The sequence below is a fragment of the Amycolatopsis sp. NPDC058986 genome, from assembly GCF_042741125.1.
In the GTDB taxonomy this organism is placed as follows: domain Bacteria; phylum Actinomycetota; class Actinomycetes; order Mycobacteriales; family Pseudonocardiaceae; genus Amycolatopsis.
The window spans coordinates 24,850-43,827 of the sequence record NZ_JBHYJW010000030.1 but is presented as its reverse complement, the minus strand read 5'-3'; the positions used below and the strand labels follow the sequence as shown (position 1 = coordinate 43,827).

Here is an 18,978-nt window from a genome sequence, read left to right as displayed (position 1 = left end):
GTCGCCGGTAAGTGCCGTGATGACGCGGGATCGTGACTAACCGCAGGTCAGTCGGCTACGGGGGCGAGCCGCGCCGACCACTTCTCCTCGATGCGCCCGAAACGCCAGACCGCGAGCGCGACCAGCCATGTCACGACGAACAGGCCGACGACGGCGAACCCGACGTAGTTCAGGTCGAGCCCGGCGATCGCGGCGAGCGGTCCGGAGGTGATGCCGAGCTTCTCGGTGAGGATCGAGACCAGCTCGATGGTGCCGATGATCAGCGCGACGGCGACCGACAACGCGGTCACCGTGATGTTGTAGTAGATCTTGCGGACCGGTTTCGCGAGCGCCCAGCCGTAGGCGTAGTTCATGAAGAACCCGTCGAGCGCGTCGAACAGGCTCATGCCGGCGGCGAACAGCACCGGCAGGACCAGGATCGCGTACCAGGGCAGGGAAAACGTCGCCGCGCCCGCCGCGAGCACGAGCAGCGCGACCTCGGTCGCGGTGTCGAAACCGAGTCCGAAAAGGACACCGACGGGGTAGATGTGCCACGGTTTGCGCACGGCCTTCGTCGCGCCCTTGAGCAGCCGGTTCATGATGCCGCGGTTGTCGAGCTGCCGTTCGAGCGCGGCTTCGTCGAGCTCGCCGCCGCGCAGTTTCCGGAACACCTTCACGATCCCGGCCAGCACCACGAGGTTCATGATCGCGATGAGGTACAGGAACACCCCGGACACCGATGTCCCGATCAAACCGGTGGCCTGGTGCAACGTCGACGAGTCGTCCTCGACCTGACCGGCGAGCGCGCGTACGCCGAGCGAAAGCAACAGGCACAACGCGAAGACGATCGTCGAATGCCCCAGGGAAAACCAGAAACCGACCGAAAGCGGACGTTTGCCGTCGGCCATCAGTTTCCGCGTCGTGTTGTCGATGGCCGCGATGTGGTCGGCGTCGAACGCGTGCCGCATGCCGAGGGTGAACGCGGTGACGCCGAGGCCGATCCCGAACACCCCGGAGGCGCCGAGATCGTAGTGCCGCGGAGCGACGAACAGCACCAGCACGCCCCACCCGAAGAGGTTGAGCAGCAGGACGAAACCGGCCATTCCGGCTACGGACATCCTTTCGCGGCGCGAAAGTCCGCGCCGCGAAAGGGAAGTCTCGTTACCTCCGGTGGTCGGTACCGCGGTCATCGCCACCTCGCCTCTCGTCACGCAATATCTGAGAGGTTAGGCAGATGAAAAGGTGAACCGCAATACGCCGAGCTAGCTCGCCCGCACCCGCAACCGGTCCAGTGCCTTACGGACGTGCCCGCCGGACGCCTCCAGCGCCTCGGCCGAGGCGTGGACGTCCTGGCCGGACAGCAAGTGCACGAGTGCGGTCTTCAGGTCCCCGCCCGACTCGGTCAGCGCGTCCGAACAGTCCGCCATGGTCATGCCGGTGGCTTCCTGCAGGATCCGGATCGTCCGGCCGCGCAGCTTCGCGTTGGTCGCCCGCACGCTCACCATCAGGTTCGAGTACGTCCGCCCGAGTTTGATCATCGTCGCGGTGGAGAAGGCGGTCAGGATGATCTTCTGCGCCGTCCCCGCCTTCATCCGCGTCGAACCGGCGATGACCTCCGGGCCGGTGTCGACGGCGATGAGCACGTCCACGCCGGCCGGGGTCGCGGCGGCGGGATTCCCCGACACGAGCGCGGTGTGCGCGCCCTTGTGGCTCGACGCCTCCAACGCGCCGAGCACGTACGGCGTCCGGCCCGACGCCGTCAGGCCGAGCACGAAGTCGCCGGGCTCGACCGCCTCGGCCAACTCGGCCGCGCCGGTCTCCTTGTCGTCCTCGGCGTTTTCGACGGCGTGCCGCAGCGCCCGCGGCCCGCCGGCGTGGTGCGCGATGAACCAGTCCTCCGGCACGTTGAACGTCGGCACCAGCTCGGCCGCGTCGAGCGTGGCCAGCCTGCCGGACGTACCCGCACCGACGTAGTGCACGCGGTGCCCGGAACGCAGCGCTTCCACGGCGTAGTCCACCGCGCGGGCCAGTCGCGGCAGAACCGCCGCGACCGCGTCGGGCACCCGGCGGTCCTCGGCGTTGATCGCGCCGAGGATCGCCATGGTGGGCATCAGGTCGATGTCGGTGGTACGGGGATTGCGCTTTTCCGTTGGCGAATCGACGTGCACCACCTGACGTGGGACGGTCATCATGCGCCTCACTACTCTTTTTTCAGAGCGCTGTGCGCTCATTTGCCGGTTTCCCGCGGGCGGCGCCGTCCGTCGGGGCGTACCCCGAGCCGGTGCGAGCCAACCGCGTCCCTGGTCGCGTCCAACGCGCTGACCGAGGCTTCCATGTGCCGCTGCGCGACACCGATGAACAGGCAGTCGATGACGGTGAGCTGGGCGATCCTGCTCGCCGTGGCACCGGAGCGGAACGTGGTCTCGCGCGCGGCCGTGGTGAGCACGTGATCGGCGACCTCGGTGATCGGGGACCGCGGGAAGTTGGTCACCGCGACCGTGATCGCGCCGTGCTCACGGGCCACCCGCAGCGCCTCGACCGTGTCGGTGGTCGCGCCGGTGTGCGAGATACCCACCGCGACGTCACCGGGCGACAGCACGGCGGCGGAGGTGAGCATGATGTGCGTGTCGGACCAGGCGAAGCTGACCCGGCCGATGCGGTGCAGTTTCTGCTGCAGGTCCGCGGCGACGAACGCGCTCGCGCCCACGCCGTAGACGTCGACGCGGTTCGCCCCGGCCACCAGATCGATGACCTGCTGCAGCGTGGCCACCTCGAGCTGGTCCGCGGTCTCCTCCACGGCCCGCGCGTCGGCGAAGCTGACCTTGCCGATCACCGCGGCGAGGTCGTCGTTCGGGCCGATCTCCCCACCGAGGTTACGAGTCGTGCGGGCCTCGGTGCGCGCGGTGTCCGCGGCCAGCGCGATCCTTAACTGAGGGTAACCTCCGACGCCGACCGCTTTGCAGAACCGGGTGACGGTGGTTTCACTGGTGCTCGCCGCGAGCGCGACCTCGGTGATGCTGCGTCGCGCGACGGCGGCGGGGTCGTCGAGCACGACCTTCGCGACGCGTTGCTCGGCTCTGGCGAGCCCAGGGAGCAGCGACCGGATCCGCACCAGCGGGCTGGCGTCCGCGTCGCGCGCGGTCACCTGAACCGGGGCGACGTCGGACGGTGCTGCCACGATTACGGATTCGGCATCGCCGACCGTAGGAAATTTACTAACCGTTGGCATTTGCGACAAGGCTACCCACACCCTTCGGCAGGATCGCAACCCCACCCGCTTCTGCGGATGCAATTACGATTAATCGTTGACCAGAAAGTCGCTAACCAGGTCGACCTTGTTAACGAGCTCCAGCTAACGACTTGGCAACTTAGTGTCGCGGTGCAAGCGGCAAATTCCCGGTAAACGGGCCAGGTTGCTCGGCGCTCGGCGACCGGCCGGTCACCGAGCGCTCAACTGCCACCCCGAAGCGGAGAACGCGGCCGGATTCCGCTCACCGTCAAGAAGTACGCGGCCTCGTTCAGTGACTTTCACACCATCGACGGAAACACCGCGTCCCGTGTAATTCGCGTCCGTCGTGTAACGCCAGCGGACGGTCAGCCGGGGACTCCGGGGCAGATCCGCGCTCACTCGCCACCACGCACGGTGACCGTGTCCGGACAGTGCCGGAACGTCACCGTCCGGTGCGCCCCGGCCGTCCGCACACACTGGGACCGGCTGCCACGTCACGCCGTCCGTGCTGGCTTCCAGCGCGAGCGGATCGGCAGGGCCCTCGGTGTCGACGAACGCGTCGAATGTCACCCGCACGGGCCCACCACGGGTGTCCAGGGCAGGGCTGGTCAGCGTGGCTGTACTGGAGTTTCCGACGTCGCTGTACCAGGCGTCGCGGCCCGCGGCCGGACGGACGGCCATCGCCTTCGCCAACGACGTCGCCCAGACCTGGCGCGCCGGATTGATCGTGCCCCAGTTGCGCGTCGGGTGGACGCGGTTGGTCAGCAGCAGCGCGAACGAGCGGGATTCCGGGTCGATCACGAGCGTCGTCCCGGTGTAGCCGGTGTGACCCGCTGTGATCGGTGACGACAATGCGCCCATGTACCAGGGCTGGTCGAGTTCGAAACCCAACCCGTGCGCGTCGTCAGGGAATTGCCGGTTGTAGTTCGTCAGCATCGCCTTGACGGTGTCCTGGCGCAGGATCCGGTGCCCCCGGTAGCTGCCGCCGTTGAGGATTGCCTGGCACAGCACGGCCATGTCACCGGCGGTCGAGAACACTCCGGCGTGCCCGGAGACGCCACCGAGTGACCACGCGTTCTCGTCGTGGACCTGGCCGCGGACGAGGCCGCGGGGCGGCGTCGACTCGTACTCGGTCGCCGCGATCCGGCCCAGTTTCGACGCGGGCGGGTTGTACCCGGTGTCGCTCATGCCGAGCGGCTCGGTGATCCGGTCCCGCACCACCTGGTCGAGGCTCGCCCCGGTCAGCTTCTCGACGAGGAAACCGAGCGTCATCAGATTGATGTCGGAGTAGAGGTAGGCGGTGCCCGGCGGGTTCTTCAGCTTGCTGTCCAGCACGGCCTTGCGGCGAGACGGGATGTCCGGGTACCCCGACCACAGCGGTGGCTGGGGGTCGGCGTCGAACCCCGAGGTGTGCGTGAGCAACTGCTGGACGGTGACCGTTTCCTTGCCGTTGACGGCGAATTCGGGCAGGTACCGCGCCACCGGGGTGTCCAGCTCGACCTTCCCCTGCTCGACGAGCTGCAGCACGGCGATCGACGTGAACAGCTTCGAGATCGACGCCATGTCGAAGATCGTGTCGTTCCGCATCGGGACCTGCTGGTCGGGCGGCAGCTCCGTGCCTTTCGCGTCGGCGTAGCGCAGCGCGCCGCCGACGGCGTACTTGTCCACGACGACGCCGTCGTGCGCGAGAAGTCCCACCGCTCCGGAGAAGTGCGGATGGCCGGACGTGTCCGGCTTCGTCCAGTTCGCCACGAACTGCTCGGCCGCCTTGATCGGCGCCGGGTCGAGGCCGACGTCGGCTGGGGCGCCTGCCCGCAGGGTCGTCCACGGGGGCGCGAATCCGTGCTGGGGACGGTCGAACCGGCCGGTGGCCGCTCCCTCGTGTCCGGTGATGGCGTTCGCTCCCGCTGTACTCGACGTTGTTGCCATGACCAGCACACAAGCGGCCACGATCACGAACTTCCTAGCACGCATCTCGGTCCCCCTCAGCGGTAGAGCAGGTGACGCCGTCGCTTGCGGTCGAACTCGGCCAGCTCGGCTCGCCAGGACGCGGTGATCTCGTCGACGCCGGCGCCGGCGTCGACCTTGGTCCGTAGACGGTCCGAACCGGACAGCAGGTCGATGTAGTGATCGGGCCGCCAGCCGAACTTGTCCGGATGCAGCGCCCTTGCCGTGACGAACATGGCCACCGCCGTGCGGATCGCGTCGAACTCGCGCGAGTCGGTGACGGTCAGCTGCACTCCGCCGCAGGTCTGGTTGACGAACTTCCCGAATGTCGGGACGAAGTACGTCTCCCGGAAGCGGACACCGGGCAGCCCCAGCGAAGCCAGCTTCTCCCGCCAGCGCCAGTCGAGCCCCGGCGCGCCGAGGATTTCGAACGGCCTTGTCGTGCCGCGGCCTTCGGAGAACACGGTGCCCTCGAACATCCCGGTGCCGGGGTAGACGAGCGCGGTGTCCGGGGTCGGCATGTTGGGGCTCGGCGGCACCCAGTCCAGGCCGGTCCGCGCGAACACCGCGTCGCGCCGCCAGCCGCGGACCTCGACGACCTCGAGTTCGCCCGGTTTCACGCCTTCGCTGGGCAGGAACTCCGCGGCGAAGAACCGGGCGAGTTCACCGACGGTCATCCCGTGCTGCTGAGCGATCGGCTTCCGGCCGACGCCGGAGGCGAACTTCGGGTCGAGAACCGGACCGGAAACCTTGCCCCCCAACGGATTCGGCCGATCCAGTACGAGGAGCGCGGCGCCAACGCGGGCGGCGGCGACCTGCGCGGTGTAGAGCGACCAGATGTAGGTGTAGAAGCGCGCGCCGACGTCCGCGATGTCGAACACCACGGTGTCCACGCCCGCCTTGGTGAACATCCCAGCGAGCTTCGCGGCGTCGACGCCGTACGCGTCGTACACCGGTATTCCCGTGCGCGGATCGGTGTAGTCGCCCTCGGAACCGCCGGCCTGAGCGCTGCCACGGAACCCGTGCTCGGGCCCGAACGCGGCCACCGGCCGGATCCCGGCGGCGACCATCGAGTCGACGATGTGCTCGCCGCCCGCCAGCACCCCGGTCGGATTGGACAGCACCCCGACCCGTCGTCCGGCCAGCCGCCGCCAGCCCTGCGCGGCCAGTACCTCCGCGCCGGTGCGAAGCAAGGGACCTTTGCTCTCGCTTTCGGCCTCGGACGGGAGCGAGGGACCTTTGCTCCCGTTTTCCGCCGCGCTCGCCGACGACGTCGCCGCCAGCGCGGGAACGGCGAGCGCGCCGGTGGCGAGGAACTGACGCCGGTTCAGGTTCACCAGGTCAGTCCGTGCCCGAAGGGGTACTTCACGGTGTGCACGTCGGCACCCGCCGGGATGTCGACGGGCAGCTTCCCGCCCGGCTTCGTCTCGCCGAGGACGACCTTCGTCAACGCCTCCAGCGAGGGAGTGATGTAGCCGTACGTCGCCAGCCACGTCGGGATCGGGTTCGCGTACCCGGCGTCGTACGGGATCTGCGAAGCCACCGCGACGACCGGTTTGCCGGTAGCCGCCAGTGCCTGCAACAGGTTGCCCTGCAAGGGGAATCCGCCGAGGTTGTTGGTGAGCACGACGACCACGTCGACGTTCTTCGCCGCCGCGGCCGCCTGCGCGATCTGGTCCGCGGTCGGGGTCTGGCCGGTGGGCAGCGCGGTGGCCTTGGTGCCGTGCGCGGCGAACCTCGTCGCGAGGGTCTTCCCGGTGCTCTCGCCCCAGCCGGTGATCAACGCCGTCGACGGCTTCTGCTTGAGCGGCAGCACTCCCGCGTCGTTGGCGATCGCGGTGATCGACCGGTCGGCGATGTCCTGCGCGGTCGCCAGGTGCTCCGGCGTGCCGACCCGCGAGGTGACCTTCGCCGGGTTCACGAACGGCGAGAACATGATGCCGCGCTTGAACTTCAGCTTCAGGACCCGCAGGACGCTCTCGTCGACGCGCTGCTCGGTGAGTTCTCCGGAGCGGACCGCGGTCAGGACCGAGTTGATCGCGAGGTCGAGGTTCGCGGGCATGAGCAGCTGGTCGACGCCGGCCTTCAACGCCAGCACCGGGATCTCGGCGTCGCTGTGCCGTTCGCGGACCCCGTCCATCATCAGCGAGTCGGTGATGACGACGCCCTGGTAGCCGAGCTCGTCACGCAGTTTGCCGGTGAGGATCGGCTTCGACAGCGTCGCGGGTTCGCCGGACGGGTCCAGGCTCGGGAACTGGATGTGCGCGCTCATGATCGAATCGATGCCGGCCTTGATCGCGGCCTTGAACGGCGGTACGTCGGTCTCCCGCCACTGCTGTTCGGTGCGGTCGATCCGGGGCAGGCTGTGGTGGCTGTCCGTGGCGGCGTCGCCGTGGCCGGGGAAGTGCTTCGCGGTCGAGGAGACCGTCTCCGTGGGCCAGCCGGAATCCTGAAAACCCTTCACTTCGGCGGCGACGAACTGGCTCGCCAGGTCGGGCCGCCCGGAGAAGGAGCGCACGCCGATGACCGGGTTCGCCGGGTTCGAGTTGACGTCGGCGTCCGGGGCGTAGTCCTGGTTGATGCCGACCGCCCGCAGTTCGTGGCCGAGGATCGTCGCGGCGGCGGTGGCCTTGTCCGTGCTGCGCCCGGCGGAGATGGCCATCGCGTTCGGGAATTCCGTCGCGGGGGACCCCATCCGGGTGACCGTGCCGCCCTCTTGGTCGGTCCCGATCTGGAGTGGGATGTGGGCGCCACTGCTCAACGCCGCCCATTGCACGCCGTTGGACAGCTTCGCGACCTGGACGGGGTCGTCGAAGTTGTCGTGCGAGTCGTTGTTGAAGTAGATGACGCCGCCGAGGTGGTACCGCTGCACGACCTGCGCGGGGGTGTCGACGCCGAAGTCGGTGCGGTTCTGCGGGTTGACCTCGTCGGCGGACTTCCCGTTCACCCACGTGACGAACAACTGCCCGACCTTCTCCGCGAGGCTCATCCCGCGCAGCGTCTGCCGGGCTGCCGCCGTCGCCTGCGCGTCGGCGCTCACCTGCGGTGCCGCTGTCGCCGTGCCCGCGACGCCGAAGGCAAGGACGCCCGCGAGGGGCAGGGCGAGTGCATGCAGCCTCCGGAAACGGTTGTGCACGGTGCGGGTCTTCACTACGAGCCTCCCAGTGTTCGGGCACGCCGGGCGGAAAAATTCACCCAGGTGCGCCAGTAATCGGGAAGCTACCCACCGAGCCGGAGGTTGTCCATCAGCCATGCGCACGAACGGAAGCCTCGATGCCATAACGGCCCCGAACGGTCCACTCGCACCACCAACACCCCAAGACAACGCGAGAGCAGACCACCCCCAGACCGAAGATCCTGACCCCAGGAAGGTGACCGTGCTGGGTCGGCAACCGACCGCACCGTGGGGGTGTGGGGGCTCGGCCCCCACGCGTAAACAGCCTCGGCCCCCACATATGAAAAGGGACCGTGGGAGTAGGTCGAAGACCTACGAACACGGTCCCTCTCGCGCGGGCTACTCGGGCGACCAAGCGTGCAACTCTGGTCGTACCTACATGGACTCGGCGTGTGGCGTCCCACTACGCAGTCCCTAGACGACGAGCCTCCCGCGGCGCGCTGCGCGTGGGTACCCGGAGTCCGCGCACGGAGATTTGCCGGGGTGGAACAGGCTTCTCTTCTACCTGCTCCCTGGCCGACCAAACGTCCGCACCTACTTTCTACGCCGTGCGAGCGGTCACTTCAAGTGCGCGTATGGGTGCACCGGTACAGAGGCTCGATCTGGTGACATCGGCACGCTCGGCGACGGACAATTCCGGGCTGGGCTGGGAAAAGCCGGAGCCCGGGCCGCCGTGTGGGTGTTACCGGGCGGTCACTTGGACCGTCGGCGACGACTGAGCCCGTACCAGGTCGCTCCGGCCGCCACGGCGCCGACGCCGAACCCCAGCGCCACCAGCCCGGCGGACCGGGACGGAATCCGGCTTCGCAGCGACATCGGCCGTTCGAAGGTGAGCACCGGCCAGTCCCGCTCGGCCGCCTCGCGGCGCAAGAGCTTGTCGGGATTGACCGCGTGGGGATGACCCACGACTTCGAGCAGCGGGATGTCCGTGCTCGAGTCGGTGTAGGCGAAGCACTCGGCGAGGTTGTACCCGTACGTCGTCGCGAGCTGCTTCGCGGCGACGGCCTTGTTCTCGCCGTAGCAGTAGAAGTCGACTTCGCCGGAGTAGCAGCCGTCGACGATCTGCATCCGGGTGGCGACGCTTCGGGTCGCACCGAGCATCTCGGCGACCGGCGCGACGACCTCCTCGCCGGTCGCCGAAAGCACGATGACGTCGTGGCCGTCCGCGCGGTGCTTGGCGATCAGCTCCGTCGCCTCGACGTAGACGAGCGGGTCGACGACGTCGTGCAGTGTTTCGCGGACGATCGCCGACACCTGGGCGACGTCCCAGCCCGCGCAGAGCGCCGAGACCTCCGCGCGCATGCGCTCGGTCTTGTCCTCGTCGGCGCCGGCCAGTGAGAACACGAGCTGCGCGTAGGCGCTTCGCAACGCGGCGCGACGATTGATCAATCCCTCTCTGAGTAATGGTTTGCTGAACGCCAACGCACTCGACGAGGCGATGATCGTCTTGTCCAGATCGAAGAACGCGGCGACGGCGTTTTCCGTTGGGGTGGCAGGCGTCGGCGCACTGCTGCTGGGTTCGGGCACCTTGCCAGGATAGGAGAGTCCCGCCGGCAGGCCCGCGTTGATCGACAACATCGACGGTGTGTTGCCGGAAAATTCACGCCTGCGCGGCGCTTTCGGGGCGGTGCGCCGTTATCGAATTGTGGGTGCGGCTGAATGCGCCATCCGGCTGATGGCGGAGTTACAGTGAGAAAGCCCGGTGCGGAACCGGGCCGGTTCAGTCCGACCCCCCGGGGCTGAACCCCGCGGCCCCTGCCCCTCCCCCCTGGCAGGGGCCGCCCTTTTTTATTGCCTGCCAACGGAAGTTTCGACGAAGCGGGTCTCGCGCGCAGTCCGCCATTCGCCGTTGCGCACGGGCGGTGCGCATCCTGCCACAGAACGCCGACGAAACGTGGTGCCGAAGCCCGTTGCGGGCCAGGTTGTCCACAACACCCCGGTTGTCCACAGGAGAGGGTCGTCGGTGTTGTGCGCCGCCCGTGTCCGGGGCGACGGTGGAACTCCGGCCCGGTCACCCGGCCGGACGGCTCGACATCCAGCTCGATTTCAGGGGGAGAAACGCATGACCGAGGTACGCCCGCTCGTCGTCGCCACGGACGAGACCGTGCTCGAAGAAATACTGCGCGTCGCCGCGGTCGCCGGTTGCGAACCGGAATGCGCGCCGGATCTGGCGGCCGCCCGTGCGCGCTGGGCCCGTGCGCCACTCGTCGTTCTCGACCAGGCCGCCGTCCGGGCGGGGCCGGATCTTCCCCGCCGCGGGGGTGTCGTCCTGATCTGCAAGGGCGCGCCGGAGGGCGACGCGTGGCGGCATGCCTACAACTCCGGGGCCGATCGGATCATCGCGCTGCCCGACGAGGAATCGGCGCTCGCCGAGGCGTTCGCCGATGTCCTCGATGGACCCGCCGAGCGGGCCGGGCGGCTGATCGGTGTCATCGGCGGCAGCGGCGGCGCGGGCGCTTCGGTACTCGCCGGGGCGATCGCACTGGCGGCGGACGAGGATCCGGGCGGGGCGTTGCTCATCGACTGCGATCCGCTCGGCGGTGGTGTGGATCTGCTGCTCGGCTTGGAGAAGACGGAAGGCAGACGCTGGCCGGAGGTCCAGCTGACCGGGCGGGTGTCGTTGCCGGCACTGCTCGGTGACCTGCCCCAGCACCGGCACGACGGGGGTGGTCTCCCGGTGCTCTCGTGCGGGCGGGACGGGCCGGGGCCGTCGGCGGAGGCTCTCGCCGCGGTCCTCGCCGCCGGAAGACGCGCCGGTCGCACCGTGGTCTGTGACCTCCCCCGCGGCTTCGGTGAGGAAGAGGCCGTGGTGGTGGCCGACGCCGATCTCGTGGTGCTGGCCGTTCCGGTGGAAGCCCGTGCTTGCATGGCGGCGAAGCAGGTCATGCGCAGGCTCACCGCGTACACCGACCGGATCGGGATCGTCGCATGTGGACGGTCTCCGGTCGGCTTCACCCCGCAGGAGACGGCGGCGTTGCTGGGGCCGCCCCTGCTGGCGTTCATGCCACCCGAGCGCGGCCTCGCGGTTGCCGTGGAGAACGGCGAATTCCGGCTGAAGAACCGGGGGCCGCTGGCCAAGACAGCAGAGGCCGTGCTGGCGGCGGCGCGGTGCGAGGGTGGGGTGGCGCCACGATGAGCACCGAGTTCGTCGACCGCGTACGCCATCGGCTCGCGGGCGGTCACCGGGTGGCCGATCCGGTGGCGGTGGCGCAAGCGGTGCGGGCCGAGGCGGGTGGTGCGCTGGGGCATGACGCTGTGCTCGACGCGGTCCGGCTCGCCCGTGACGAGTTCGTCGGCGCCGGTCCGCTCGCTCCGCTGCTGGAGGATCCCGCGACGACCGACGTCCTCGTGACGGCGCCGGACGAGGTGTGGGCCGACGGCCCCACCGGGCTGGTTCGCACCGAGATCCGGTTCGCCGACGAGGAAGCGGTGCGCAGGCTCGCCCAGCGTCTCGCGCTCACGGCGGGCCGCAGGCTCGACGATGCACAGCCCTATGTGGACGGCTGGCTGCCGGGCACGGGGCCGCACGGGCGGGTCCGGATGCACGCGATCCTGCCGCCTGTCGCGGTCAACGGGACGTGTCTGTCACTGCGGGTGCTCCGGCCCGCCACTCATGATCTGGAGGCGTTGCGGGCACTGGGCGTCTTCGACGCGGCGGGTGCCGAGTTGCTGCGCCGGGTCGTTTCGCGACGGCTGGCGTTTCTCGTCACCGGCGGCACCGGGGCGGGTAAGACGACGCTGCTGGCCGCCTTGCTCGGCGCGGTGCCGCCCGGCGAGCGCATCGTGTGTGTCGAGGACGCGGGTGAGCTGCAGCCGGCGCATCCGCAGTTCGTCAGCCTCATCGCCCGTCCGCCCAATGTGGAGGGTGCGGGCGAGGTGAGCCTGCCCGAGCTGGTCCGCCAGGCCCTGCGCATGCGGCCCGACCGGCTGATCGTCGGTGAGGTCCGTGGTGCGGAGGTGTGTTCACTGCTCAACGCACTGAACACCGGGCACGACGGTGGCGCCTGCACGTTGCACGCCAATTCCCCGGCGGAGGTCCCGGCCCGCGTCGAGGCGCTGGCCGCGCTCGGCGGGCTCGGTCGTGAAGCCGTGCACAGCCAGCTGGTCGCGGCGATCCGGGTGGTCCTGCACATGCGGCGGGGCACCGGCGGCAGGCGCAGGCTGGCCGAGGTGGGTGTGCTGCGTGACGACCGCGGTCGCGCGAGGGTCCTGCCGGTGTGGCGGGCGGGGCGGTGGACCACCGATCGCCGCCTGCTCACTGATCTCGGTGCGCCTTCCGAGCTGGGCGGGGCGATCGCGTGCTGAGCCTCTTGATTCTCCAGTTTTCGTTGGCAGTCAAAGAAATCATGCTCGCGTTTCTGCCGAGGCCACGCCTTGCCGGCAGGGCGGTGCGACGATGACCACGGCATGGGGCCTGATCTTCGCGGGAGCGGGGTCGCTGTGCTGGCCGTCGGCTTCTTCGCGGCCGCGGATCGCACGTCGCCGAACCCGGAGCCGGCGCGTTCGCCTGCCCCGGGTGTGGCACCGCTGGAAGTGGCTGCTGCTCGCGGTCGTCGTCGCTCCGGTGGCAGGGCCAGGAGGTGTGGTCGCCGCCGGGTTGCTCACGCTGGCTTTCCGGCAGGAATGGCGTGACCGACGCCGGAGCACCGCTGCCGTGGTTTCCGGCGAGCGCATGGCGACGGTCATGCGGACGATGGTCGCGGAACTCCGTGCGGGCGCGCATCCGGTGTCGGCCGCGGAAGCGACCGCCGAGGTCGTGCCCGAACTCGCCGGGGAACTTCGCGCACTGGCTTCCTCTGCCAGGCTCGACGGCGAGCTGCGCTCGGCTTCGCTGCCCGAACTGGCCGATGTCTGGGCGCTGGCACGGAAATACGGCCTGCCGATGGCGGTTGTGCTCGACGCGGCACGCCGGGACGTCGAGGCGGGACTTTCGTTCGCGCGGCGGTTGCGCGCCAAGATGGCGGGGCCGAGGGCCAGCGCGGCGGTGCTCACCGGGCTCCCCGCGGTGTGCGTGGTGCTCGGCCAGTCGATGGGTGCGGACCCCCTGCATGTGCTGACCGCGACGGTGCCGGGCCAGCTTCTCCTGATCGCCGGCTGCGCGTTGATCTGGGCGGGCACCTCGTGGTGCCGTGCCCTGCTCGGCAAGGCGGGATTCCGATGAGCCCGCCCGTGACCGGGGCGGGGCTGATCCTTCTCGCCGGGGCGCTCGCGCTCTGGCCCGGTCACGCGTACGGACTCCAGTCGGCGGGAGTGGCCACGGCGAGGCCGGGCGGACAGCCGCGTCACCGCATCAGACTGATCCTCCATGCGGTGGCGGCTATGGCGGCCGGAGCCTCGGTGACGGCCTTGCTCGGCGGCGCCGCCGGGTTCGGGATCGGCGTCGCGGTCGCGGCGGGGAGCTGGTGGCTCCTGCGCAGGGAACCGCGGCGGGCCGGACGGGAAGACGGCGTGGCCGAGCGGCTTCGAGCCGCGGCGACGCTCGATCTGCTCGCGGCCGGTCTGCGGACCGGGCTGCCGGTACCGGTCGTGCTGGAGGCCGTGTCCGGGAGAGCGCCGCCGGGATCAGCGGACGCGTTGCGGTCCACGGCCGGCCTCCTCGCGCTGGGGGCCGAGCCCGCCGAAGCCTGGGCGGCCGTGCGGACGGCGCCTGGTTTGGGCGAGCTCGCCGCCGCCGCGATCCGGACGGCGCGTGCCGGGACGGCCCTCGCTTCGGCAGCCGCCGAGCTGGCCCAACGGCTCCGCGACGGCCTTGGCGCCGAGGCGGAGGAGCGGGCCGAGCGCGCGGGTGTCGTACTGGCGCTTCCGGTCGGCCTCTGTTTCCTGCCCGCGTTCTTCTGCCTCGGTGTGGTGCCGGTCGTGCTCGGCCTCGCCGCCAGGCTCGGCGGCGCGCTCTAACCATCCACAATGGACAGAAAGGTATCCTGATGCGTTACTTCTCCCGGTTCCGCCGTTCCGACACCGGAACCACCACGGCCGAGTACGCCATCGGCACGGTCGCGGCGGCGGCGTTCGCCGCTGTTCTCTACGGTCTGCTGACCGGGCAATCGGTGTTCGCGCTTTTGGGCGGCCTCGTCCAGCGGGCACTGACCGTGGCCTTCTGATGGACGTCGGCATCCGGCGTGCGGGCGATCGCGGTTACGTCACCGTGGAGTCGGCGATCGGTCTCGGCGGGCTGACCATCGTGCTCGCCTGCCTCCTCGCCGGGATCGGCACGGTGTCCGGTCAGCTGCGCTGCACCGACGCCGCGAGGGAAGCGGCCAGACTCCTCGCCAGAGGCCAGCCCGCCGAGGCCGAGTCCGCCGTCCACACCATCGCGCCCAGCGGCGCGCGGCTCGATGTCCGGCGGGCGGGCGACGGCATCACCGTCGAGGTCGGTGCCGAGGCACTGGGCGGTCTGCTGCCGGGTGTCCACCTCAGCGCGACGGCCTACGCGATGGCCGAGCCGGGGACGGAGGCCGGGCATGCGGGTCGTTGACCGGCACGGAAGAACCGACAGCGCCGATGCCGGGGTGGCGACCGTATGGACCGCGGCGGCGGTCGCCGCCCTGGTCAGCGTGGCGGCGCTGGTCTTTCTCCTCGGCGCGGCGACGACGTCCCGGCACCGGCTCGAAGCGGCCGCCGATCTGGGTGCCCTCGCCGCGGCCTCGTACGCGGCAGAGGGGCCCGCTCGCGCGTGCGAGCGCGCGCGTCGGGTGGCGGAGCACATGGCCGCCGCTGTGGTGAGCTGCCGGTGGGAGCGGCGCGACGCCCTGGTCGAGGTCCATTCGTCGGCGGCGGGGCATCCGGCCTGGTTTCCCTCGCCCTCCGCGCGGGCGAGGGCCGGACCGGTCGACCGTCCGCCATGACCGGCCACCGGTCACCGCTGAGCCGCCGGGCTGATCCGCCGGCCTGGACGGCGAGTGGAGGCCAGGCACGGGCAGCGGTCGCTGACTGTCGACGAGCGGTCAAAAGGCGCGGTTGGGTGGGCCGAACGGTCGCACCACGGCAACCACGCGGTCGTCCGGCGGGTGCCGGGGGCCGGGGATCCGGCTGCGACGAGCGGCCAGAGACCGGTCGTCGTCGGCCGATGATCGGCTTCGGGGATTCGGCTCGGCGGTTGAACTACCGGGCGTTCATCGCCCGGTAACCACCGGTTGTCGCGCGGGGGCTCCCCGCAAAGTGCAACTTGCCGTTTAGTGAGATGTGCGCCACCACGGCACCGGCCAACGGCCCCGGGTAGCGCGAGAACCGGAACTTGAAGGCAGGAAAGCAATGTTGGACGCGAATTGGCCGGACAGCTGGCGGGGCGCCTTCCGCATCGAACTGCGGGCGGAGGCGATCGGTCTCGCCTGGCGTGGCTGGCCGGTGTTGCCCGGGACGAGCCCGGCCCCGATCACCGGAGAGGGGGACGACCTCACCTGGCGCCGCCCGGTGCCCGTGCACGACAACTGGCGTGAACGGATCGGCACGCACGCCCACGAGGTCGCCACCTGGTTCTCCGACCGGACCCACAGCCTGCTGGTGGCCACCGGCACCGTCCTCGACGCGATCGAGGTGGACGACGAGCTGGGCAAGCGGGCCGCACGTCTGCTGCGTGCGCTCGGGCACCCCGCGCCGATCGTCGCGATGCCGAACGGCCGCTGGCTGTTCCTCACCACCGTGGCGGACCACGTCCCGGGCCAGCTCGCCACACGCGCCACGATCCAGTGGCACGGTGCCGGTAGCTGGATCCCGCTGCCCCCGTCGCCCTTCCAGCACGGTGTCGTGCACTGGCGGGTCAAGCCGGAGGTGTGCGGCTGGCAGCTGCCGGACGCCGCCGAGGTGCACGACGTACTGGTTCGCGCCCTGCGTGGCGAGGCCACGCCGAGTGCGCAGCTGGTCGAGTCCTCCGCCGCCTGACGGTCCCATCCCGGCAGACGGCAGCATCACGCAGTATCAGGTACCACCGTGGCCGCATTGGTCCCCGTGTTGACGTAAAGCCCCGAGCACGGCATCCAATACGGCCACTGCCCCCGCCTTGTCCAGCGGCTCGTTGCCGTTCCCGCACTTCGGCGACTGGACGCAGGACGGGCACCCCGTCGGGCACTCGCAGGAGACGATCGCCTCCCGCGTTGCGGCCAGCCACGGGACAATTGCGGCAAAACCGCGGTCGGCGAATCCCGCACCCCCGGGATGACCATCGTGCACGAACACCGTCGCCTCCCCGGTGTCTCCGTGCCACGCGGTAGAAACCCCGCCGATGTCCCAGCGGTCGCACGTAGCGAACAGCGGTAGCAGGCCGATCGCCGCGTGCTCGGCGGCATGCAGGGCACCGGGGACGCGCGCCGGAACCAATCCGGCGCCCCCCGGTGTTCTGCGCGAGTGGGCGAGCCCTGTTCGTGCCTGGCGGCACTCACCCGGCTCGCTCCGAGTGTCTTGTGGGGGTACTCGCTCGTGGGGGAGGTCTGCTCGCGGAGAGCGCTCGCTGGCCTCGCTCATCGTGTCTTGTGGGGGTGCAACCCCCACACCCCGCCCGGGGGCACGCCCCCGGACCCCCACCGTGGTTGCGTCTGTCAGATCGGTTGCCTGTTGGACGTGCTCGGCCTTGGTGTCTGTTGTTGTTGCGTTGTCAGGAGTTTCGGTCCCCGCCCGAGAGTCCTCGGTCCCCACCGGCGCGACAGTTTCGGGCTCCGGCCCCGAGACTCCGGTCCCCGCCTGAGAATCCTTGGTCCCCACCGGGTTCTCGGTAGGGCCGAGGAGGTCGGTGGAGATGGTGTACCAGACGGCGCGGGTTTGCAGGCGTTGCTCCGGCAGGTCGAGTGGCGTGTGGTCCAGCACTTCGCCGGAGGGGCGGCGTCGCAGGTAGCCCACCACCTGAGACGTCACGGCCACCTCGCCGAGGCAGACGCTTACCCCGCCGTGCACACAACGTTCCTGCGTGTTCAGTACCGAGATGTCGACCACCTCGCGCGGCGACGTGTTCCAATCCGGATCCTCGGCGTGCACCAGCGCCAGGCCCGTCTCCAGATCCAGTTCGTCCACCACGTACGACGAACCCTGATGCAGGTAGACCGCGCCCGGATGCACCGCGAAACACGCCGAACCCGGATCGACCGTGCCGAGCATCCGTCCCGAATCCGCCTCGACCACCGCGACCTGGTCACCACCCGAACCGCGAATGCCGACATCCGCGTGCGGGCGGTCCCGCGAGATCCAGTACCAGCCACTCGAACGGCGGCGCAGCAACCGGTCCGCCGTCAGCTCGGCCAGCACCTCGCGCGCGGCGTCACCGCCGAAGGCAGCCAGTTCCGGTTCGGTGAGCGGCAGTTCGGCGACCGCGCAGGCGAGCTGCGGCGCCAGCACGTACGGATTCGACGGGTCGAGCACCGCGGTCTCCACCGGCCGGTCGAGCAGCGCCGCCGGATGATGCACCAGGTACGTGTCCAGCGGATCGTCCCGCGCCACGAACAGCACGAGCGCCGCGTCGCCCGTGCGACCCGCCCGGCCTGCCTGCTGCCAGAACGACGCCAGCGTCCCCGGATATCCGGCGAGCACCACAGCGTCCAGTCCGGCGATGTCCACACCGAGTTCGAGCGCGTTCGTGGTCGCGACCCCCAGCAACCGCCCGGACAGCAACGACGCTTCCAGCTCCCGGCGCTCCTCCGGCAGGTACCCGGATCGGTAGGCGGCGACGGTGCCGACGAGCGCGGGGTCCACTTCGGACAGCAGCCGCCGCGCGCCCAGCGCGGTCAGTTCGGCGCCACGCCGGGAGCGGACGAACGCCAGCGATCGGGCGCCCTCGACCACCAGCTCGGTCAGGATCCGCGACGCCTCCGCCCCGGCCGAGCGACGTACCGGCGCCCCGTTTTCTCCCGACAGTTCCGGCAGCAACGGAGGCTCCCACAACGCCACCGTGCGCGCCCCGCGCGGCGACGCGTCCTCGGTGACCGCCGCGCAGTCGACCCCCGTCAGCCGAGTGGCGAATTCGGCGGGCGCGGCCGTCGTCGCCGAGGCGAGCACGAACACCGGCGAGGCGCCGTAGTGCGCGGCGACCCGCCGCAACCGGCGCAGCAGCAGCGCCACATGCGAACCGAACACCCCCCGGTAGCTGTGGCATTCGTCGACGACGACGTAGCGCAGGCGCCGGAAGAACTGCGCCCAGCGGCCGTGCGCCGAAAGGATTCCGCGGTGCAGCATGTCCGGGTTCGTGAACACCCAGTTCGCGTGCGCGCGTACCCAGTCGCGCTCGGCCATCGGGGTGTCCCCGTCGAACGCGGCGGCGCGCACTCCCTCGATGTCCAAAGAGGACACCGAACGCAACTGGTCGGCGCCGAGTGCCTTCGTCGGCGCCAGATACAGCGCGGTGCTCCGGCCGCCCTCGGAGATCTCCGTGAGCACCGGCAGCTGGTAGGCCAGCGACTTCCCCGAAGCCGTCCCCGTCGAGATCACCACATGCCGTCGCGAGAACGCGTGCTCGGCCGCCTCCGCCTGATGCGTCCACGGCCGCTCGACGCCGCACGCCCGCAACGCGTCGACCACCGGCGCCGCGGCCCAGCCCGGCCACGGTGCGTGCCCGGCGGGCCTGGCGGGCAGCTCGGCCACATGAGTGATCGGGTTCTCGCTGGCCGGGATGCCCGCCGTCACCCGCTCCAGTAACCGCCGCCCGCGTGCGCCCGCCCTGCCGTCCACC

17 protein-coding genes are annotated in these 18,978 nt (G+C 70.2%); 9 read left to right on the top strand and 8 right to left on the bottom strand.

Annotation, left to right across the window (positions count from 1 at the left end; genetic code table 11):
* Nucleotides 1–47 precede the first annotated feature (47 nt).
* From ACFW0G_RS25240 to ACFW0G_RS25210, 7 genes are all read right to left on the bottom strand, one after another.
* Nucleotides 48–1,097, bottom strand: a complete 1,050-nt coding sequence (locus ACFW0G_RS25240; RefSeq protein ID WP_378327850.1) for a HoxN/HupN/NixA family nickel/cobalt transporter — start codon at nucleotides 1,095–1,097, stop codon at nucleotides 48–50.
* A 144-nt stretch (nucleotides 1,098–1,241) separates the two neighbouring features.
* Nucleotides 1,242–2,171 (bottom strand): N-acetylmuramic acid 6-phosphate etherase, encoded by a 930-nt coding sequence (locus tag ACFW0G_RS25235; RefSeq protein ID WP_378327849.1) that lies wholly within the window; start codon nucleotides 2,169–2,171, stop codon nucleotides 1,242–1,244.
* Nucleotides 2,172–2,206: 35 nt separating this feature from the next.
* Nucleotides 2,207–3,208 carry a MurR/RpiR family transcriptional regulator gene (locus ACFW0G_RS25230; RefSeq protein WP_378327848.1) on the bottom strand — a complete coding sequence of 334 codons (1,002 nt, stop codon included), beginning with the start codon at nucleotides 3,206–3,208 and terminating at the stop codon, nucleotides 2,207–2,209.
* A 210-nt stretch (nucleotides 3,209–3,418) separates the two neighbouring features.
* The gene (locus tag ACFW0G_RS25225) at nucleotides 3,419–5,182 is read right to left on the bottom strand and encodes a serine hydrolase (protein ID WP_378327847.1); all 1,764 of its coding nucleotides are present in this window, start codon (nucleotides 5,180–5,182) and stop codon (nucleotides 3,419–3,421) included.
* Between the two features lie 11 nt (nucleotides 5,183–5,193).
* A complete protein-coding gene (locus tag ACFW0G_RS25220) occupies nucleotides 5,194–6,492 on the bottom strand; it encodes an exo-beta-N-acetylmuramidase NamZ domain-containing protein (RefSeq protein WP_378327846.1) in 1,299 nt (432 codons plus the stop codon).
* A complete protein-coding gene (locus tag ACFW0G_RS25215) occupies nucleotides 6,489–8,306 on the bottom strand; it encodes a glycoside hydrolase family 3 protein (protein WP_378327845.1) in 1,818 nt (605 codons plus the stop codon). The genes ACFW0G_RS25220 and ACFW0G_RS25215 overlap by 4 nt, the downstream gene beginning before the upstream one ends.
* A 717-nt stretch (nucleotides 8,307–9,023) precedes the next feature.
* On the bottom strand, nucleotides 9,024–9,857 hold the full coding sequence (locus ACFW0G_RS25210; RefSeq protein WP_378327844.1) for an HAD family hydrolase: 834 nt from the start codon (nucleotides 9,855–9,857) through the stop codon (nucleotides 9,024–9,026).
* Between the two features lie 37 nt (nucleotides 9,858–9,894).
* On the opposite strand from ACFW0G_RS25210, the gene ACFW0G_RS25205 reads away from it, so the two are divergent.
* From ACFW0G_RS25205 to ACFW0G_RS25165, 9 genes are all read left to right on the top strand, one after another.
* Nucleotides 9,895–10,023 carry a hypothetical protein gene (locus tag ACFW0G_RS25205; protein ID WP_378327843.1) on the top strand — a complete coding sequence of 43 codons (129 nt, stop codon included), beginning with the start codon at nucleotides 9,895–9,897 and terminating at the stop codon, nucleotides 10,021–10,023.
* Between the two features lie 369 nt (nucleotides 10,024–10,392).
* Nucleotides 10,393–11,466, top strand: coding sequence for a septum site-determining protein Ssd (gene ssd, locus ACFW0G_RS25200; protein ID WP_378327842.1), 1,074 nt, complete (start codon nucleotides 10,393–10,395; stop codon nucleotides 11,464–11,466).
* Nucleotides 11,463–12,635, top strand: a complete 1,173-nt coding sequence (locus ACFW0G_RS25195; protein WP_378327841.1) for a TadA family conjugal transfer-associated ATPase — start codon at nucleotides 11,463–11,465, stop codon at nucleotides 12,633–12,635. The genes ssd and ACFW0G_RS25195 overlap by 4 nt, the downstream gene beginning before the upstream one ends.
* A 91-nt stretch (nucleotides 12,636–12,726) precedes the next feature.
* A complete protein-coding gene (locus ACFW0G_RS25190; RefSeq protein ID WP_378327840.1) occupies nucleotides 12,727–13,491 on the top strand; it encodes a type II secretion system F family protein in 765 nt (254 codons plus the stop codon).
* Nucleotides 13,488–14,225, top strand: a complete 738-nt coding sequence (locus ACFW0G_RS25185; protein WP_378327839.1) for a type II secretion system F family protein — start codon at nucleotides 13,488–13,490, stop codon at nucleotides 14,223–14,225. Before ACFW0G_RS25190 ends, ACFW0G_RS25185 begins: the two co-directional genes overlap by 4 nt.
* A gap of 29 nt (nucleotides 14,226–14,254) precedes the next feature.
* Nucleotides 14,255–14,431, top strand: coding sequence for a DUF4244 domain-containing protein (locus ACFW0G_RS25180; RefSeq protein WP_378327838.1), 177 nt, complete (start codon nucleotides 14,255–14,257; stop codon nucleotides 14,429–14,431).
* Complete coding sequence (locus ACFW0G_RS25175) at nucleotides 14,431–14,805, top strand: TadE family type IV pilus minor pilin (RefSeq protein WP_378327837.1); 375 nt, start codon at nucleotides 14,431–14,433, stop codon at nucleotides 14,803–14,805. Before ACFW0G_RS25180 ends, ACFW0G_RS25175 begins: the two co-directional genes overlap by 1 nt.
* Nucleotides 14,792–15,175, top strand: a complete 384-nt coding sequence (locus ACFW0G_RS25170; RefSeq protein WP_378327836.1) for an Rv3654c family TadE-like protein — start codon at nucleotides 14,792–14,794, stop codon at nucleotides 15,173–15,175. The genes ACFW0G_RS25175 and ACFW0G_RS25170 overlap by 14 nt, the downstream gene beginning before the upstream one ends.
* Nucleotides 15,176–15,581: 406 nt before the next feature.
* On the top strand, nucleotides 15,582–16,208 hold the full coding sequence (locus ACFW0G_RS25165; RefSeq protein WP_378327835.1) for a bifunctional DNA primase/polymerase: 627 nt from the start codon (nucleotides 15,582–15,584) through the stop codon (nucleotides 16,206–16,208).
* Between the two features lie 36 nt (nucleotides 16,209–16,244).
* On the opposite strand, the gene ACFW0G_RS25160 is transcribed toward ACFW0G_RS25165, so the two are convergent.
* Nucleotides 16,245–18,977: a DEAD/DEAH box helicase gene (locus ACFW0G_RS25160; protein WP_378327913.1), complete on the bottom strand. Its 2,733-nt coding sequence runs from the start codon at nucleotides 18,975–18,977 to the stop codon at nucleotides 16,245–16,247.
* Nucleotide 18,978 lies beyond the last annotated feature (1 nt).

Coding starts and splice junctions, on each gene's coding strand:
- ACFW0G_RS25175 (WP_378327837.1), top strand. CDS start 14,431: ATGGACGTCGGCATCCGGCGTGCGGGCGATCGCGGTTACGTCACCGTG.
- ACFW0G_RS25225 (WP_378327847.1), bottom strand. CDS start 5,182: ATGCGTGCTAGGAAGTTCGTGATCGTGGCCGCTTGTGTGCTGGTCATG.
- ACFW0G_RS25165 (WP_378327835.1), top strand. CDS start 15,582: ATGTTGGACGCGAATTGGCCGGACAGCTGGCGGGGCGCCTTCCGCATC.
- ACFW0G_RS25180 (WP_378327838.1), top strand. CDS start 14,255: ATGCGTTACTTCTCCCGGTTCCGCCGTTCCGACACCGGAACCACCACG.
- ACFW0G_RS25170 (WP_378327836.1), top strand. CDS start 14,792: ATGCGGGTCGTTGACCGGCACGGAAGAACCGACAGCGCCGATGCCGGG.
- ACFW0G_RS25230 (WP_378327848.1), bottom strand. CDS start 3,208: ATGCCAACGGTTAGTAAATTTCCTACGGTCGGCGATGCCGAATCCGTA.
- ssd (WP_378327842.1), top strand. CDS start 10,393: ATGACCGAGGTACGCCCGCTCGTCGTCGCCACGGACGAGACCGTGCTC.
- ACFW0G_RS25235 (WP_378327849.1), bottom strand. CDS start 2,171: ATGATGACCGTCCCACGTCAGGTGGTGCACGTCGATTCGCCAACGGAA.
- ACFW0G_RS25240 (WP_378327850.1), bottom strand. CDS start 1,097: ATGTCCGTAGCCGGAATGGCCGGTTTCGTCCTGCTGCTCAACCTCTTC.
- ACFW0G_RS25185 (WP_378327839.1), top strand. CDS start 13,488: ATGAGCCCGCCCGTGACCGGGGCGGGGCTGATCCTTCTCGCCGGGGCG.
- ACFW0G_RS25190 (WP_378327840.1), top strand. CDS start 12,727: ATGACCACGGCATGGGGCCTGATCTTCGCGGGAGCGGGGTCGCTGTGC.
- ACFW0G_RS25195 (WP_378327841.1), top strand. CDS start 11,463: ATGAGCACCGAGTTCGTCGACCGCGTACGCCATCGGCTCGCGGGCGGT.